Here is a 19,793-nt window from a genome sequence, read left to right on the forward strand (position 1 = left end):
ACTTTTGTTAGATAATATAAAAGAACAGAAAAACACATTATTAGTATTTCTAGATAATAAAAAAATATTACTGGAAATCAAAATTTCCAGTAATATTTGATTTATAAGAAACTATATTACACAAAATTATCTACAGTCTCCATTTTACAAAATCTCTTTTTATCTTTTATTTACAATGTTCACATTTGAAATCTTTTCTACTTTCATATACTGTTCCACTGTTTATTACCTTACTTCTAGCTAATGTTCTACAAGTACTTTTTGCATGATAAGTTTTTCCTCTTGGAGTCCAATATACTATCTCTTTTTCTTTTATTTCTTCCTTAAAGTTTTCTAAATTTTCTTTATTTTCTATTAATTCATTTTTTTCCTCATTATTTATTTTATTTATATTCTCTTTTATATCTATATCTCCTACATCTTTACTTTCTTCATCTATTACAGTAATAGCCATTTCACTTAATAACTCATTAGATATATCAATATTATTTTTATCATTAATAGATTCTATATTAGTTGGTTTAACTCTCTTTTCTTCTATACTATTAGTTTCTATCTTATTATTTTCTTTACTCCATTTTTTAAAAATAGATAAAGGTAAACTTTCAATAACTGTTACTCCAACATTGTTTCTTGAAAAATCTCCTTTAAAAATATATATAATACAAATCACAACTATTATCGCTATTATTATCTCAAACATTTTTATTTTCATCCTATCTATATTAATTTCTAATTATACTTATAAATTACTTAACACCTTTGATTATACTATTAACACTAGTATTAAATAAAGTACTATTATGAATATTATTTACTTATTAGATAAAAATTTTTGTTATTTTAAAGAAATTAATAAAACCACACTATATATAAAATAAATATATAGTGTGGTTAAATACTTTATACCTTTATTAAATTATTAAAATACCACTAATTCAGTTTCATTAATAGCCTTTTCTACCATTGCATCAACATCTAAAACAGATTCTGCTTTTCTCATTGCTTCTAATTGTGGCTTAGTCTTAGGATGCTTTGGCACGAATATTGTACAACAATCTTCATATGGTAAAATTGAAGTATCATAAGTTCCTATTTCCTTTGCAATGTCCATAATATCACCTTTATCCATTGCAATTAGTGGTCTAAATACCGGTCTATCTGCACAGTCAGTACTTACTATTAAACCTTCCATAGTTTGACTAGCAACTTGACCTATACTTTCTCCACTTGAAATTGATTGTACTCCATACTTTTCAGCTAAAACACAAGCACATCTCATCATAAATCTTCTCATTAATATAGTTAATTCATCTTGTCTGCATTTTTCCATTATATCTAATTGAATTTCTGTAAATGGTACTATATATAAATTAACTCTTTCTGTATAATTTGAAAGTATTTTAGCTAATTCTTTAACTTTATCCTTAGCTCTTTCTGAAGTATATGGATGGCTATGGTAATATACACAGTTAAGTTCTACCCCTCTTCTAGCCATTAAATATCCAGCTACTGGAGAGTCTATTCCACCTGATAACATAAGCATTGTGCTACCATTCATTCCATATGGTAATCCTCCAACACCTTTTATTTTATCCTTGCTTGTAAATACATATGCTTTTTCTCTAATCTCAATATTTACTAAGCATTCTGGATTCTTAACGTCAACCTCTAATCCATCTCCAAAATGATGAAGTACATATCCTCCTACATTTCTAGAAGTTTCAATGGAATTTAATTGGAACTTTTTATTTGCTCTATTTGTTTCTATTTTAAATGTCTTTGGATTCGCTTCTTTTACTTTTCTTAAAGCTTCTTCTTTTATTGCAGTTAAGTCTCTTTCTACTTCAGTAACTATACATACTTCTGATACTCCAAAAACTTTTCTTACTCTTTCTACAGCTGCATCTATATCTTCTGCTTTAATAAATCCTCTTCCTTGATCTGTAACAAACTCAAATTGTAATCCAGAAAGTTTCTTTTCTATATTTTCTTTTAATCTTCTTTCAAACTTCCCCCTGTTTAATCCCTTTAAGAATATTTCTGAAGCATATTTAACTAATATTAATTTATTATTCATCTTTTTACTCTCCTTAAAAACGTTAATGACTTTTTCAATACATCAATTGTATAGTCTACTTCTTCCTTTGTATTTTCGTATGAAAATGAAAATCTTATAGCAGATTCAACTTCTCTATTATTTAATCCTAAGGCCTTTATTACATAACTTCCATAAGCAGCACTACTTTTTGATGTACATGCAGAACCAGTAGCAACGTATATTCCAGCTTCCTCTAACAAGTGTAATAAAACTTCTGCTCTTACTCCTAAGAACGACACATTTAAAATATAAGGACTAAATCCTTCTATTCCACTATTTATTCTAATATCTTTTATTTCTTTTAATCTCTCTATAAAATAAGCTTTAAGCTCAGAAACTTCTTTATATCTTTTATCCATATTTTCAAAGGTAATTTTAGAAGCTTTTTCAAAGCCAATTATTCCAGGAAGATTTTCAGTTCCTGCTCTAAAGCCTCTTTCTTGGCTTCCACCTGAAATAAGTGAATTTAATATTATTCCTTTTTTTATGTAAACTAATCCAGCCCCTTTAGGTCCATGAATTTTATGTCCTGCTGCTGTTAATAAATCTATTTTAGCTTTATTAACATCAATAGGTAATTTTCCATACCCTTGAACAGCATCTACATGAAATTTTGCTCTAGAACTTCTTTCCTTTATCAGCTTTCCTATAGCCTCTAAGTCTTGTATAGCACCCATTTCATTATTAACATACATTATTGATACTAAAACAGTATCTTTACTTATTGCTTCTTCTAAATCTTCTAATGAAATTCTTCCTTCACTATCTACATCTAAATATGTAACCTTAACACCTTTATCTTCTAACTCTTTACATGTATTAATTATTGAATGATGCTCAAAAGTAGTTGTTATAAGATGATGTCCAGGCTTTAACACTCCCTTTAAAACGAGATTATTTCCTTCACTTCCGCCAGATGTAAAATAAATCTCATCTTTATTACATTTGATAGTAGATGCAAAATACTCTCTAGCCTCATTTAATCTTTTCTCACAGTTCATTCCTATCTTATGTAAAGATGATGGATTGCCAAAATACTCTTTCATACCTTTGCTTACTTCTTCTATTACTTCATCATAAGGCATTGTAGTAGCACTATTATCAAAATAAATATTCAATGACAATCACTCCTTTCTTTTAGTATTTACATAATAAGTGAAATTTAAAATTTTTATTTTACAAATTAAACTTACAATTTTAGCACTTTAAAAAAATTTTTCATATTAATTTTAAATTCTATCATTTACTTTGCAATAAGTAAATAATTTATAGAATAAAATCTAGTATTCCCATCATTTTTCTATGAAATATATAAATTCCCATAAAAAAAGAGCTTGTTACTATTCTAGCAACTATGCTCTTTAACTTTTATTCCATTGCAATAAACTCAACTTTATCAACAAAATCTAATTTTTTTAAATCTTCTAGCATTTTGCTTAATTCAATTTTCATGGTTGATATATCAATAGTCAAGCTTAAGTTTGCTAAGTTATTAATTGGAATACCTTGATCTATGGTTAAAATATTTCCACCTTGCTCAGAAATAAGGTTTAGTATATTAGAAAGTACACCTTTTTCATGCCCAATTATCATATTAAAAGTCGCTTTTCTTCCATTAGACATTTGGGAAAACTCAAAAACATAATCTTTGTACTTATAATAAACACTTCTACTTATTCCTGCTAACTTAGTAGCTTCAGTAATCTCTTTTACCTTACCTTCTTGTAAGATTTTTTTTGTATTAATTACCTTTTCAAATACCTCTGGCAAAACCTTTTTATCAATAACTAAATAATCACCGTTCATATTATTCACCTTTCAAAATTTTTGCCCCATGTTTATCTATTTTTAACTCTTTAATATCCCAATTAATATTTTGTTCTTTCATAAAATTTGTAAAACTACTTACAAAATTTATTTCTTCATTATCTACTATTGCCATTAATGTTGGTCCTGCTCCACTTAAAAAGCAACTAAATGCTCCAAATTCTAATGATTTACTATAAACTTCATCAAAATTATCGATAAGTTTACTTCTAAACCTTTCATGTATTCTATCTTTAGTGGCTTCTTTTAACAGAGCGTAATTTCCATTTGAGAAGCATGATATTAAAAGGGCAGCCCTCCCTATATTATAAATACAATCTCTAAATAGAACCTCTTTAGGCAATATAGCTCTAGCCTTTTCAGTTGAAAGTTTAAATCTTGGAATTAATGCAATAAACTTAATTCCATCTTTAACTTCTACACAATTATATAATGTATTATTATCTACCATTATGGTAGAAACTAATCCTCCAAAAATAGCTGGACATACATTATCAGGATGTCCTTCAATATCAACAGCTAATCTTAATATCTCATCTCTGTTTATTTCTCTGCCCATTAATGCAAAAGCTCCTATAAGCCCTGCTACTATGCAACTTGAACTTGAACCTAAGCCCCTTGATATTGGGATATCTTGCTTTATTATTTTAATCCTTATACCATTAAATTTAAAGTCATATTTATCAAAAACTTTCCTTATTGCCATAAAAATAATATTATCTTCATTTTGAAATTCTTCTTCAAACCCTTCAAAGAATAACCCCTTATTCTCTTTAAGTTCAAACTCATATTCATTATATATATTTAAGGCAATTCCCAACGAATCAAATCCAGGCCCCAAATTGGCTGATGTCGCTGGCACCCTTACCTTAATCATTTTTAGCTCCCCTTAAAAAATTAAGCAAACTATCTGTCATTTTATCCTTATCACATATATCCTTATGAAGTACTTCTTTTTTATCTAAATACTTTAGATTATTAGGTATATTAGTGTTGGTATTATAGCTTAATATATTTAGTATTTCAAAATCATTTTTCCCACTAATATCTAGTCCTAAAGCATTGCAAATACTTCTTGGAAATTTATACGGACTAGCCGTTGATGCAATTAATGCCTGTCTATAATCTGAAGTTTCCTTTCTATACTTATCTAATACTACATAGCCCACTGCAGTATGTGTATCCATTAAATATCCTTCATTATCATATGCATATTTAATAGCATTATAAACTTCATCAATATTTGCATAATCCCCATAAAAATCCTTTAAAAATTCTTTAGCATTTGATGAAATTGAATACACCCCTTTTGAATTCAATTCCTCCATAAGCTTCTTAGTCTCTACTGAATCCCTGTTATTAGCCTCAAATAATAACCTTTCTAAATTTGATGAAATTAAGATATCCATAGATGGTGATTCTGTTAGTATTAGCTCTCTTCTCTTATCATATACTCCATTCTTTAAGAAATCTGTTAATACATTATTTTCATTTGATGAACATATTAACTTCCCTATAGGTAGCCCCATTTTTTTCCCATAGTAAGCTGCTAATATATTTCCAAAGTTTCCTGTTGGAACCACTATATTTATTTTATCGCCCTCTTTTATTTTTTGCTTATTAACTAAATCAAAGTATCCATAAAAATAGTAAACAATTTGTGGTATTAGCCTTCCAATATTAATTGAATTTGCAGAAGATAATAAAAAACCATCTTCTTTTAATTTTTTCTTCAATTTATTGTCCCCAAATATTGACTTTACTCCACTTTGTGCGTTATCGAAATTGCCCCTAATTCCGATTACTTTTACATTCTTACCTTCTTGTGTTACCATTTGCTTTTGCTGAATTACACTTACCCCTTTTTCTGGATAGTAAACTACAACCCTAAATTCATCTACATTGCTAAACCCCTGCAATGCAGCCTTGCCTGTATCCCCAGATGTTGCAGTTAATATTACTATCTCTTCATTGATATTTTCTTTTTTCTTTGCAGCTTTCATTATTTGTGGTAAGAATAAAAGTGCTGCATCCTTAAAAGCTGATGTAGGTCCATGATATAATTCTAAAAAACCTTTTTCTTCTCTTACAAAGAATTTACCAATATAAGCTTTTCTTATTGCTACTTTTAAATTTTCATCACCTATATCATCAAAAAACTTCCTAATTATCTCATATGCTAATTCTTCATAAGAAAGCCCCATTTTCTTTTTTAAATTATCATATAATCTTGGAAATTCTACTGGTACATATAATCCTCCATCATCAGCAATCCCCTTTATAATTGCTTCAGAAGATGAAATAAATTCCCCTTTTCCTCTAGTGCTTATAAACTTCATTTTACACCTCCATAACTTTACTTATTTTTCATCCTTCTGTATTATATTTGTATTTTAAAGCAAGAATTACTATATGAAAATTTTACCATGTGTTTCTATAAAATACAAGTGTTTTTTTATTGTAAACATTTCAGCTTTATATTTTTTCCAATAAAAATAGACTATCTCCCTCTAAACTATTCCTCATCAATATAGAAATAGAGCTATTTATTCTAGAGATAATCTATTTAAAATTACTTTTTAGATTTTATAAGAAGATATACACTGTTTATTAAGAATATTATTCCTGAGAAGAATATTACTAATAACCATTGTCCTAAATTTAAAGCAACTGTATTAAATATTCCTCTTAAAAATGGAATATATAATATACCACATATCATTGTAATTGAAATTATTGCTGCCCCTAATAAATATATATTTGATAATACATTTATTTCAAATATAGAATGTCTTTCTGATCTACACTCAAAAACATGTAAAAGTTGAGACATAACTAATGTACATAATGCAATTGTTCTACAAGTTGCTAAATCCATTCCATAATATCTACCAACCATAAATGATAATAAAGTACAAATTCCAATTAAACATCCTCTAACAATAATTTTTTCCCAAAGGCCTCTTGCAAATATACCTTCATTCTTTTCTCTTGGTGACTGTCTCATTATATCTTTATCTGCAGGATCAATTCCTAATGCAATAGCTGGTAGTCCATCTGTAGCTAAATTTACAAATAAAATTTGTATTGGTGTAAGTGGATTTGGTAAATAAAATAATGATGCTAAGAACATTGTTAAAACTTCACCTAAATTACAAGATAATAAATATCTAATAAATTTTCTTATATTATCATATATAATTCTTCCTTCCTCAACAGCAGATACTATTGTTGCAAAATTATCATCCATTAAAACCATTGATGCCGCCTCTTTAGTAACATCAGTTCCTGATATTCCCATAGCAACTCCAATATCAGCTTCTTTTATGGCAGGAGCATCATTAACACCATCACCTGTCATTGCCACTATATTATTATTCTTTTTGAATGCTTTTACTATTCTTAACTTATGATTTGGAGATACTCTTGCAAATACTCTTAACTTCTCCACTCTCTTTATTAATTCTTCATCAGACATTTTTTCCAGTTCATCACCAGTGATAGCTTGATCATCTGTAGTACAAATATTAATGCTCTTTGCAATTGCTAATGCAGTATTTTTATGGTCTCCAGTTATCATTACAGGTTTAATTCCTGCCATTTTACACTTTAATACAGCATCTTTAACTTCAATTCTAGGAGGATCCATACTTCCTGCAACTCCTAAGAATATTAAATCTTCTTCAACAGAGTTATTTTTAACTACATGTTCTTCTTTATAAGCTGCCGCTATACACCTTAAAGCTCTATTAGACATAGATTCAATATAACTATAAATTTGTTTTTTCTTCTGAGCTGTAAGAGGCTTTATTTTACCATTTTCTAATACAGCATTACATCTTTCTAATACTCTCTCAGGCGCCCCCTTCATATAACAAGTTTCTTTACCATTTGCATTCATTATTACAGTCATCATTTTTCTAGTAGAATCAAATGGTATTTCAAATATTCTATTAGCCCTTGCAATAAAACTCTCTGCTTCACTTGTATCTTTAAAAAACACTTTAACTAAAGCTGTTTCTGTAGGATCTCCCATAACAGCTTTATCAATATTCTTAATATCATAGTTATAATTTGTATCATTACAATATACGAAAGCTTCCTTTAGTTTTCCGCAATCATTTAACTTTTCTTTATCTAGCTCATAAATTTTTCCATTTGTCAAAATTTCTTTTACAGTCATTTTATTTTGAGTTAAAGTTCCAGTTTTATCCGAACAAATTACTGAAGTACACCCTAAAGTTTCAACTGCTGGTAACTTCCTAATTAATGCATTTCTTTTAAGCATCCTACTTACACCTAATGCTAATGCAACAGTAACTATAGCCGCTAATCCTTCTGGTATTGCTGCAACAGCTAATGATACACCTAAAAGGAACATTTCCGTAATATCATTTCCTCTTAATATACCAAGGGCAGTTACAATTATGCATACTATAACACAAACTACTACTAATATTTTACCTAAAGAATCTAATCTTTCTCTTAAAGGTGACTTTTCTTCTTCTATGTTATCTAAAAGATTTGCTATTTTACCCATTTCTGTTTCCATGCCTATAGAATCAATTAATAGCAATCCCCTACCCTTTAAAACTATTGTTCCCATATATCCTTGATTTTTTCCTTTGCTTGTATCCTTAGATATACCTACTGATTCCCCAGTTAATAAAGACTCATCTACTACCATATTAGCAGCATCAATAAATGTTCCATCAGCAGGAATTCTATCTCCAGCTTCTAATATTACAACATCTCCAATTGTTAATTCTCTAGAATTTATAACTTTAATATTTCCATCCCTTATAACTTTACAAGTTGGTGCTGCCATCTCCTGTAATGCCTCTAATGACTTTTCAGTTCTAAACTCTTGTACAAAACCTAATATCGCATTTACAATTACTATAATAAGTATCGTTATTGCATCAGCCTTGTCACCAATAAATCCTGATATAATAGTGGCACCCATTAATACCCATACTAAAAAATCATTAAATTGAGATAAGAAAATCAAAACCGGTGATTTTTTCTTTTTATGTTTAAGTTCATTTAAACCATAGGTTTTAATTCTTTTTTCTGCTTCTCTAGTACTTAACCCCCTAGTAAACTCCTTTTCCTGTATCACTCTTTCTCCTCCTCATTAAGAACTCTTGTATATATATATTAATGTTTATGTAATACTATGAATAATTAAGTTAAATTTCTATTTAATATACTTTACATTTTTATTTACAAATTGCATTTAGAAATATAGAATAGTAATATGCGAAAATATGTATAAAGCTATTAATACTATAAATTTTTAAAATAGCATTTTGCTAATTTTAAAATTTTTAAAGCTTACTTTATCAGCTTTGAAAATTAATTGCTTTATTTATCTAAATATACTAAGGAGGGCATATTACATGAAAGATATAATTTATGTAACTGGTCATAAAAACCCAGACTCAGATTCAATATGTGCAGCTTACGCATATTCTGAATTTAAAAATAAAATTGGTGAAACTGAAGCTGTGGCTTGTAGACTTGGTAATGTAAACCAAGAAACTCAATTCATACTAGATTATTTTGATGCAGAAGCACCAAGATTCTTAAACACAGTTAAACTAAAAGTAGAAGATTTACAATTTGATAATATAAGTCCAATTTCTCCTGATATCTCATTAAAAACTGCTTGGACAATCATGAGAGATAACAATATAAAAACTTTACCTGTTGCAGATGAAAATGCTCATTTATTAGGAGTGTTATCTGTTGCTAATCTTACTTCTTGCTACATGGATATTTGGGATAACAGAATATTAGCAAAAAGTAATACAACTTTAGATAACATACTTGATACTTTATCTGCTAAAGTTTGTTATACAAATGAAGATACAAAACAATTCCCTGGTAAAATAGCAGTTACAGCTATGCAACCTGATACTATGTCTGAGCATATAGAAAAAGGTGATATTGCTATTGTTGGTGATAGAGAGGAAGCTCAAGCTGAATTAATTAATCTTAATGTTTCATTAATGATAGTTACTGGTGGATATGCTCCATCTGAAAAAATACTAAGCTTAGCTAAAGAACATGGAGTTACTGTAATAGTTACTCAACATGATTCATTTACAGCTTCAAGACTTATTGTTCAAAGTATCCCTGTTGGATATGTAATGATTAAAGAAAATATAGTTTCTTTCACAACTGATGATTTAGTTGATGACATAAAAGGAATTATGAGCGAAACTAGATTCAGAAGCTATCCTGTTTTAGATCAAAACGGAAGAGTTGTTGGTACTGTTTCTAGATACCACTTAATTTCTAATCACAAGAAAAAAGTTATCCAAGTTGACCATAATGAAAGAGGTCAATCTGTTGACGGATTAGAAGATGCTGAAGTAGTAGAAATCATAGACCACCACAGAGTTGCTGATATTCAAACTAATAATCCAATTTACTTCAGAAATGAACCAGTTGGAAGTACTTCAACAATAGTTGCTAAATGCTTCTTTGAAAATGGTATTAGACCATCAAGAAAAGCTGCAGGACTTCTTTGTGGAGCAATAATCTCTGATACATTATTATTCAGAAGTCCAACTTGTACTCCACAAGACAAATATATTTGTAAAAAGCTTTCTGAAATTGCTGGTATAAATATAGAAGAATTTGCAAAAGAAATGTTTAAAGCTGGAACTTCATTAAAAGGTAAAACTGTTGAACAAATTTTCAACACAGATTTCAAACCATTTACTATTGAAGGTACTAAAGTAGGTATCTCTCAAGTTAATACAATGGATATTGAAGGATTCATGCCTTTAAAAGAAGAAATGTTAAATTACATGGATCAAAAGGCTAAAGAAGCTGGATTAGAAATGGTTATGTTATTATTAACTGATATATTAAACGAAGGTTCTGAAATATTAGTTACAGGTGCTAAACCTGAAATAGTTGAAAAAGCATTTAAAGTTACTTTAAAAGATAAAGGTGCATTCCTTCCTGGAGTTCTTTCTAGAAAGAAACAAGTTGTACCTCCAATAACTAATGCTATAACATCTTAATATAAAAATGAGTGTATCCATGTGATACACTCATTTTTCTTACTACTCATTATCAATTACAATACCTAGTTTAGTGGAAATTATGGTATTTAGCTTATTTATTGAAAATGTTAATGTCATTATTTGCTTTTCTAATCGTATTAGTAAATATGCACTAATAGCTACCGGAAAACCAACATTGGCAATTAAATTAATAAGTTCACTTATCTCCATAAAATTACCTCCCAAAATAATTATTACACTTAATATATATCCAGTAACTATCATTTTTTTATTTTAAATTATTCTTATTGTTCTAATTCCTCATCCTTAATATAATTATCTACATTTTCACTTGTTATCTTTTTATAAGTTGTTTTAAACTGACGTATATTACTAAGTTCCTTTAAAAGTTTAGAATCTTCATTATACTTTAAATCATATGCAATATCTATAATCATTTCAACTTGAGCTATATAATCATTAAAAACAGTTCCCTTTAAAGTACCCTCTTTTATACATTTTAATGCTTCCGGTATTCCATCAATTCCTACTATAATTGGTCTATCCTCTAACCTTACATTAGCATTTTCAAATGCTGATATTGCTCCTAACGCCATATCATCATTATTGCTAAAAACAACTTCAATTTTATTACCAAACTCATTAATCCATTGAGTTGTTTTTTCATAAGCTTGTGAACTTTGCCAATTTGCACTATCACTGGCTAATTTCTCAACTTCAATCCCAAAGTTAGTTATATTTTTTATTGTAGAATCAGTTCTAATAAGTGAATCCTGATGCTCCGGTTCCCCTTCAAGCATAACATACTGTATCTTTCCGTCATTATTTTTATCAACACTACTATTATTTTTATTATATTCATCTAATACTATATCACCTTGTATAGCACCTGACCTTTCAGCTTTCGCTCCTACATAATAAACCTTATCCCATAAATTAATATCCTCTTCTACTGGTTCTCTATTAAAAAATATAACTGGTATATCATATTTTTTGGCTTTATTAATTATTACAGAAGCTGAAGTTCTATCTACTATATTAACACATATAATATCATAATTTTCACTTAAAAACTTATCTACTTGGCTATTCTGCAATGTTGAATTTCCCTTAGCATCAGCAATATTTATAGTAATTTTAGATTTAGTTTCATTTTCCTTTTTTATTACATATTCCTCTATTGTATTTGTCATGCAAGAAATAAACTTATCCTCTTGTTTATACACAGTTATTCCTATTTTTAGTTCATTATTATTTTTAGCTTTAGCTCCAATACTATTACTACAACCTATAAAAACACATCCAATAAGTAAGATAATTAAAGTTATCTCATTAACCCTCTTAAACACAATAAATTTTATTCCTCCTTTTATCTAACAAATTGAAATAAAATTCTTTCATTTTTAGGTGAGTACATATCCTCACTTGATATTACTGTAGATTTTATTGCTTTTGATTCTTCAACTTTTTTTCCATCTTTAAGTTCAATTGCATTTTTTACAGCTATATATCCAATATTAAATTCATTTTGAACCGCTGTTGCATTTACTACTTCTTCTTCTAATAATGAAATTATTTTATTTGTATTTCCAACTCCAAAAATTAATACATCCTTATTATAATTTTCATTTATACTTTTCTTCTTTAACTCTGCTATCTCCTCAGTAATATCTCTATCCATACATACTATTGCACCTATATTCCTTGAGTCTAATACTCTATTAAAAAATGTATAATCAACATAATTTTCAATATTAGATATAACATACTTATGATTACTCTCATTTAATACATCTAAAACTCCATTATACCTTTCAGAATAGCTTGTACTTTTATTATCACTAGTAATAATCATTATATTCTGATTTTTACTTATATTATTTAAAGCCTCTTCTGCAAGACTTTTTCCTAACTGATATTCATCACACATAACCCTATTAATACCACCTTTTATCTCCATAAAAGATTGAATTAATATAACAGGTATTTTATTTCTTGCATATTTAACTGCATCAATTACATTTTTAGACTCTATTGGATTTATTAATAATGCATCCACTTCATTTTGGCTTTCTCTCTTAATAAGCTCTATCTGCTCTTCTTCATTATTATCTTTTGATAAAAATAAAAACCTTATATTTGCATTCATTTCTAATGCAGCTTGTTCAGCTCCTTCTTTTAATATCATAAAACTTTCATCACTCTTGCCAGATAATATAACCGAAATTTGATAAGTATTATTTTTATCCCTAAATAACAAATCACAAAAAAGTAATATAAAAGATATAAAAAGTAATATAAGTAAAACTATTAAATTTATTTTCTTACTTTTTTTCATATTTATTATCTCCATTATCCAAATACTCTTCTATTAATATACATGGCATATGAATTCTAACTGTTGTTCCTTCATCAAGCTCACTAAATATGCTTAACCCGTAATTATTTCCAAAGCAAATTTTTATTCTTTCATTAACGTTTTTTAATCCTATTCCAGATCCCTTACCATTTATTTTTAGAGTTCCCTTTAACATTCCTTCTGCAATTTCTTGTGTCATTCCAAGTCCATTATCAATTACATCTATAAACAAATCATTATCCTTTATATATGTTTTAACTGTAATTTCTCCTTCTCCATCCATAAACTCCATAGCATGCTTTATTGCATTTTCAACTAATGGTTGTATAATTAATTTCAAACTACAAAGATTTAATGTGTTATCATCACATTCTATAAAATATTCAAATTTATTTTTATAGCGTATACTTTGAATTGTTAAATAGTTTCTCACATGTTCAATTTCATCTTTTAATGAAATTATATTCTTTCCCTTGCTTAAACTTATTCTAAACAATTTCGCTAAAGCTGTTACCATTTTTATTGCCCCATCATAATTTTCATTTTCTATCATCCATATTATAGAATCTAAAGTATTATATAAAAAATGAGGATTTATTTGAGCTTGAAGTGCATTTAATTCGCTTTTCCTCTTTGCCTCTTGCTCTTTAACAATGTTATCCATAAGTAAATGCATTTGGTTTACCATTGATTTTATTGCTTTTGCCAAATGCCTAACTTCATAAGAGCCATCTACTAATATCTCTATATCATTTTCACCATTTTCAAGTTTCTTAACACTTTCTTCAAGTTCAGTTATTGGACTAGTTATTCTGGTAGATACAAAAATATTTGAAAATGCAATTATTGTTATAAATAATAACATAATAAATATAGAAAATATCCCCATATCACTATAACTATACATAATATCATTCATAGGTGTAACACATACTATTTTCCAACCAGTATATCCAACTGTCTTAACAGTAACCAATCTATTGCTACCCTGAAATTTTTCTTTATGATTACCATCTTCATAATCAGATGCTACAATATTATTTTCGTCAATTAAATTTGCATAAATTAATTGCTGTCTTGGATGATATATTATCTCTCCTTCCCCATCTATAAGATAAATATAAGAAGAATTATCCATAGAAACATTTTTAAAAAGCTGTTCTATTCCTGTAAAATTCATATCAACTAATAATACTCCAGAGCTTATTTTTCCATTATTAGTTATATCAACAGCTCTACTTAATGATACAACCCACCTATATTTATAATCCGGATCTATAAATAAATTTTGAACATGTGGTGTGGAAAAATGTAAATTCTCACTTTTACTTTTTGCTTTTATAAACCAATCGCTTTGTCTAGGATCAACATAGTTTTTTACTTGTGTTAAAGGTTGTGCTGCTATAACTTGTCCATATTCTGAAAATACACCTATACTAACTAATGAATCTTTATTTGCTTCATACAATAAGTTTAGTTCTTCACTTATATCATCAGTAGAAAAGTTAGTCTTTTTTATTACTTGGTAATATACAGCATTTGATATTTTCATCATATTACGTAAATAATTATCTAAGTTTTGATTTACCTGATCCATAAATAGAATATTATTTTTTGAAATTATTTTTTCTGTAGATTCAATATACCTTAAATATAATATTCCTCCTAAAGTAATTATTCCTATAGCTGCTATAGCTGTAAATGATGTTGATATAACTTTTTTTATACTGTTTAGTTTGTACCAATTTTTAAATTGATTTAATTTAAAATTAAACTTCTTAAACATAATAGCTATCTCTTTCTATATCTTGTAGGAGACATGCCAAAATGTTTTTTAAACACATAACTAAAATAATTAGGTTCCATATATCCTACCTTTTGTCCTATTATACTTGTCTTATAATCTGTTGTATTTAATAATCTTATTGATTCCTCCATCCTAATATCAGTTAAATAATTAACAAAACTTACACCTGTTTCTTTTTTAAATATAGTCGAAAAATAAGCTGGACTTAAGTGTAAAACTAAGCACATTTTATCTACAGAAAGTTCATAATCACTATAATTTTCAACTATATATTGTTTTGCTTTATCAACCAATATCTTTGCAGAATTTATTCTTTCATTTTTTATCGCTTTATTAGCTTTAGTTGTCTTCTCTCTAAACCACTCTTTTATTTCAGTAATTGAGTTTAAATTATTTAAATATAAGTATTCATTAAAATTTTCACCAATTATATCTGATATATTTAATTTATATGATTTCATAATTTTAATTAGTGCAGTTAAAACTTCTATTCCATATATTCTATATTGGTTTATAGGCAATACCCCTTTATAATTTATATTAAATATTTCATCTAAAATATTATTTATATCATCATCATTTCCCACTTTTATTGCCTCAACAAATTTTCTCTCTAAACTTTCATCAAAGTTTAAACTTATAGATGTATCTGGTTCAACATCCTCTATATAAATTACTTTTTCATCTCCTAAAATGGCCTTATATTCTAATGCACTTTTTGCATCCTTGTATGATAAATTTATATTACTAAAGCAATCACATATCCTTCCTAATCCAATTACCATACTTCCATTAATAATTTTTTTAAAATTTCTACAAACTTCATTGAGTGCATTTATAAAATACTTTATTTCCAGCTTATCTTTTAGATTTCCAATAACTATAACATTATCTAAATATAAAAAGCTTGTAAATTCACATATATTCTTCATTATTTCCTTTAATATTTTTTCTGCAGATATGGGTAATAGCATATTTTCTTCCTTAAATATAGATTCCTCTTTATTTAATATATCTAAGCTAATAATACCTACTGTAAAATAATTATACTTAAACTCTATTCTTAATTTATCTAACTTTTCAGCTATAACTTCATTTGTTATTTTACCCTCAACCACAGCAGTTAAAAATTCTTGTCTCATTATTGGCATACTTTCAAGATAATATCTTTGTAATACCTGAATATTTCTTTTTTCATCATACTCTTCATCAAGTTTGCATTTTAACCTTTTTAGTATTTCTATTAAATTTTCTGAATTAATCGGCTTTAATACATATTCAGATACATTTATTCTTATAGCTTTTTGTGCGTATTCAAAATCATCACATCCAGAAAAAATTATTATTTTAGTAGATGGCATAATTTCTTGTATTTTCTCTCCTAATTCTAATCCATCCATAAAAGGCATCCTAATATCAGTCATTACTATATCAGGTCTCAAATTATTAGCTTTTTCCCATGCTTCAACTCCATTAGCTGCATCTCCTACAACTTTAAACCCATAACTTTCCCAATTAATTTTTTTTATAACTCCAAGCCTAATTTCTTCCTCATCATCAACAATAAGGATTTTATATAAGTCCATGTATTAAATCACCCTCTATCAGCTTAATGTAATCATTTACTTATTATATCATTTTATTTATTATTTGTAAAAATAATCAAACTCAATTTCATTCTAATCTTCACAAAAAAAACAACCATTTTAAAATGGTTGTTTTAAATTAATTTATAATATTACTTATTTACACTATTTTCTTCTATATTTAGATAAATCTATTGCAACTGCTACCGCAATGATTACACCTTTGATAACTTGTTGCCACATAGGACTTACAGCTATAAATTGTAAACCATATTGAATAACTGTAAATATTAAAACACCACTTACAATTCCTCCAACTTTACCTACACCACCATTAAGAGAAACTCCTCCAACAACACAGGCTGCAATGGCATCTAGTTCATATCCATTACCATAGTTATTAGTTGCTCCTGCAGTTCTTGCAGCTTCTAATATTCCTCCAACACCATATAATAATGATGCAAAAATAAATATTCCCATTATTGTAGCAAATACATTAACCCCTGAAACTATAGCAGCTTCTCTATTTCCACCAATTGCATAAACATTTTTACCAAATACAGTTTTATTTAAGATAAACCAAACTAATATAACAAAGACTAATGCAATTGGTACTAATATTGATATTCCTGGGAAATCACCAAATTGAAATAACTTATGTTGTCCCCAGAATATAAAATCCGGTCTAACTCCACCAATTGGTTGTGATCTATTTGGTTCCATATCAAAATACAATGAACAAATACCATATACTATTACTTGAACTGCTAATGTTGCAATAAATGGATGCATATCATACTTTGCAACTAAAAATCCATTTATACATCCAAATATCATACAAGCAAGAATTGCTACAATTATTGGAATAATTACTGCTAATTGTGGTAAATCAGGAAAGAATTTATTTGCATAATCAGATGTTTGTAACATTGAAGTTGATATAACAGCCGCTAAACCTACCATACGCCCAGCAGAAAGGTCAGTACCTGCAATTAATAATGTAAAACATATTCCAAGAGCAATTATCATCTTAGTTGATGATTGTGTTAATATATCTAATGCCACTTGATATTGCATAAATCTTGGTTGTATTATCATAATAACTACTACTAATGCTAAAAGTGCTATTATAATAGCATTATTAGTTAAAAAGTTCTTTGCTGTTTTAGCAGATATCTCCACTTCCAAATTATGATTCTTTTTATCAAAGAATTTTCTTGCACCATATATTAATAACGCAATCCCTATGCATATTACGTAAATTGGTAAATCATAAAATACAGCTCTATCTAAAACAAATTTAAGTATTACTCCTAATACCAATACTATAGCACCCATTATTAAAAATATCTCTGAATATTTCTTGTTAGAAATAACCTTTGCGCTTCCCATATATACCTCCACTTTCCTTACTTAATAAATTTAGTTGAATAATTCATAATTTTTACTTCATCTGCTTCATCTTTATTTAAAACACCTGTAACCCTACCTTCGCACATTACCATTATTCTATCTGATATTCCTAAAAGCTCTGGCATTTCAGATGAAATCATAATTATTGATTTACCCCTTTTAGCAAGTTCAATCATAATAGAATAAATTTCATACTTTGCTCCTACATCTATTCCTCTAGTAGGCTCATCTAATATTAATATATCTGGATTTGTCAAAAGCCATCTTGCAATTAAAACCTTTTGTTGATTTCCACCAGAAAGATTTTGTATTTCTTGATTTAATGTCGGTGTTTTTGTCTTTAAATTTTCATTTGATTGTTTTGCAGCTTTATATCTTGCTCCATCTTTTAATACTCCAAAACTAGAATATTGCTTTTGATTTGCAATAACAGTATTATCCAAAACTGAAAGTATTCCAAATATACCGGTTGCTCTTCTTTCTTCCGTTAATAATGCAAATCCTTGTTTTTTTGCATCTTTAACATTATTTATAATAATCTCCTTACCTTCTTTATAAATGGTTCCAGATTCTATTTTTCTCAATCCAAATATAGCTTCTACAAGTTCTGTCCTTTGCGCTCCTACAAGACCACCAATTCCTAATATTTCACCCTTATGTAGCTCAAAACTAACGTTTTTAAATGATCTATGATCGCTTGAAGATAAATTATCAACCTTAAGTATTACTTCTTCTTGTACCTCATAGTTCTTATCAGGAAATCTATTAGTCATATCTCGGCCAACCATACGATTTATAATAAGATCCGTTGTAAGCTCACTAGAATTCCAAGTTCCAACATATTGACCATCTCTCATAATAGTGACATCATCTGATATCCTTAAAATTTCTTCCATTTTATGTGATATATAAATAATTGCACATCCCTTAGCCCTTAACTGATTTATTATCTTAAATAAATGCTCAGTTTCATTTATTGTTAATGAAGAGGTAGGCTCATCCATAATTATTATTTTCGAATTATAACTAACAGCCTTAGCTATCTCAACTAGTTGTAATGTTGATGCTGATAAATTTCCTGCCAATACTTCTGGATTAATATCTAATCCTACTTCTTTGAATAGCTCTTCTGTTTTTCTTATCATTTCTTTTTTATCTACAGCAATTCCCTTCATAGGAAATCTTCCAAGCCATATATTTTCCATTACAGGTCTAAATCTAATAGGATGTAATTCTTGATGTATCATTGATATACCTAAATCTAAAGCTTGCTTAGATGAAGTTATTACTTCTTTTTTTCCATCTAATATTATCTCTCCTCCATCTTCTTGATAAACTCCAAAAAGACATTTCATCAAAGTTGATTTTCCTGCACCATTTTCTCCCATTAATGCATGAACTGTTCCTTTTCTTACCTTTAATGTTACATTATCTAAAGCCTTTACCCCTGGAAATACTTTAGTTATGTTATTCATTTCTAATATATATTCTCCCATTTAAACACCCCTTTCAGATATTTGTTAGTGTAAAGTTTTCTACACTACTTCTCTTTTTAAATCTTTATATATCAAGGTTTCGAAAGTTTTTTTGTATAAAAAAACAACGACCCCCTAATTTCATGTTAAAATTGAATCTCTTACAAAACAAAAATAACCAT

General features: G+C 27.9%; 15 protein-coding genes. 1 reads left to right on the forward strand and 14 read right to left on the reverse strand.

Features of this window, described 5'->3' with window-relative positions; translation table 11 throughout:
• Positions 1-166: 166 nt before the first annotated feature.
• The 7 genes from Q0Y03_RS12625 to Q0Y03_RS12655 form a co-directional block, all read right to left on the reverse strand.
• Positions 167-703 carry a hypothetical protein gene (locus Q0Y03_RS12625; RefSeq protein ID WP_297714166.1) on the reverse strand — a complete coding sequence of 179 codons (537 nt, stop codon included), beginning with the start codon at positions 701-703 and terminating at the stop codon, positions 167-169.
• 219 nt (positions 704-922) lie between these two features.
• Entirely contained in the window at positions 923-2,080 is a 1,158-nt protein-coding gene (gene thiI / locus Q0Y03_RS12630) for a tRNA uracil 4-sulfurtransferase ThiI (protein WP_297714167.1), read from the reverse strand.
• Entirely contained in the window at positions 2,077-3,219 is a 1,143-nt protein-coding gene (locus tag Q0Y03_RS12635) for a cysteine desulfurase family protein (RefSeq protein WP_297714168.1), read from the reverse strand. Before Q0Y03_RS12635 ends, thiI begins: the two co-directional genes overlap by 4 nt.
• A gap of 250 nt (positions 3,220-3,469) precedes the next feature.
• The gene (locus Q0Y03_RS12640) at positions 3,470-3,907 is read right to left on the reverse strand and encodes an ACT domain-containing protein (protein ID WP_291675132.1); all 438 of its coding nucleotides are present in this window, start codon (positions 3,905-3,907) and stop codon (positions 3,470-3,472) included.
• A gap of 1 nt (position 3,908) precedes the next feature.
• Complete coding sequence (thrB, locus tag Q0Y03_RS12645; protein WP_297714169.1) at positions 3,909-4,805, reverse strand: homoserine kinase; 897 nt, start codon at positions 4,803-4,805, stop codon at positions 3,909-3,911.
• The gene (gene thrC / locus Q0Y03_RS12650; protein ID WP_297714170.1) at positions 4,798-6,267 is read right to left on the reverse strand and encodes a threonine synthase; all 1,470 of its coding nucleotides are present in this window, start codon (positions 6,265-6,267) and stop codon (positions 4,798-4,800) included. The genes thrB and thrC overlap by 8 nt, the downstream gene beginning before the upstream one ends.
• 233 nt (positions 6,268-6,500) lie before the next feature.
• Complete coding sequence (locus Q0Y03_RS12655; protein WP_297714171.1) at positions 6,501-9,050, reverse strand: calcium-translocating P-type ATPase, PMCA-type; 2,550 nt, start codon at positions 9,048-9,050, stop codon at positions 6,501-6,503.
• A gap of 280 nt (positions 9,051-9,330) precedes the next feature.
• On the opposite strand from Q0Y03_RS12655, the gene Q0Y03_RS12660 reads away from it, so the two are divergent.
• Positions 9,331-10,968, forward strand: coding sequence for a putative manganese-dependent inorganic diphosphatase (locus Q0Y03_RS12660; protein ID WP_297714172.1), 1,638 nt, complete (start codon positions 9,331-9,333; stop codon positions 10,966-10,968).
• Between the two features lie 42 nt (positions 10,969-11,010).
• Here the strand turns inward: Q0Y03_RS12660 and Q0Y03_RS12665 are convergent, their stop codons facing one another.
• The 7 genes from Q0Y03_RS12665 to Q0Y03_RS12695 all read right to left on the reverse strand — a co-directional run bounded on the left by Q0Y03_RS12665 (position 11,011) and on the right by Q0Y03_RS12695 (position 19,632).
• Positions 11,011-11,181: a YvrJ family protein gene (locus tag Q0Y03_RS12665; protein ID WP_294130515.1), complete on the reverse strand. Its 171-nt coding sequence runs from the start codon at positions 11,179-11,181 to the stop codon at positions 11,011-11,013.
• 74 nt (positions 11,182-11,255) lie between these two features.
• Positions 11,256-12,320 (reverse strand): galactose ABC transporter substrate-binding protein, encoded by a 1,065-nt coding sequence (locus tag Q0Y03_RS12670; protein WP_297714173.1) that lies wholly within the window; start codon positions 12,318-12,320, stop codon positions 11,256-11,258.
• 20 nt (positions 12,321-12,340) lie between these two features.
• Entirely contained in the window at positions 12,341-13,309 is a 969-nt protein-coding gene (locus tag Q0Y03_RS12675; protein WP_297714174.1) for a substrate-binding domain-containing protein, read from the reverse strand.
• Positions 13,296-15,116: a sensor histidine kinase gene (locus tag Q0Y03_RS12680; protein ID WP_297714175.1), complete on the reverse strand. Its 1,821-nt coding sequence runs from the start codon at positions 15,114-15,116 to the stop codon at positions 13,296-13,298. Before Q0Y03_RS12680 ends, Q0Y03_RS12675 begins: the two co-directional genes overlap by 14 nt.
• A 5-nt stretch (positions 15,117-15,121) precedes the next feature.
• Positions 15,122-16,723 carry a response regulator gene (locus tag Q0Y03_RS12685; protein WP_297714176.1) on the reverse strand — a complete coding sequence of 534 codons (1,602 nt, stop codon included), beginning with the start codon at positions 16,721-16,723 and terminating at the stop codon, positions 15,122-15,124.
• 165 nt (positions 16,724-16,888) lie between these two features.
• The gene (gene mglC / locus Q0Y03_RS12690; RefSeq protein WP_297714177.1) at positions 16,889-18,115 is read right to left on the reverse strand and encodes a galactose/methyl galactoside ABC transporter permease MglC; all 1,227 of its coding nucleotides are present in this window, start codon (positions 18,113-18,115) and stop codon (positions 16,889-16,891) included.
• Between the two features lie 17 nt (positions 18,116-18,132).
• Complete coding sequence (locus Q0Y03_RS12695; RefSeq protein ID WP_297714178.1) at positions 18,133-19,632, reverse strand: sugar ABC transporter ATP-binding protein; 1,500 nt, start codon at positions 19,630-19,632, stop codon at positions 18,133-18,135.
• Positions 19,633-19,793 lie beyond the last annotated feature (161 nt).

The sequence above is a fragment of the Clostridium sp. genome (assembly GCF_026168755.1).
Lineage (GTDB): Bacteria > Bacillota > Clostridia > Clostridiales > Clostridiaceae > Clostridium.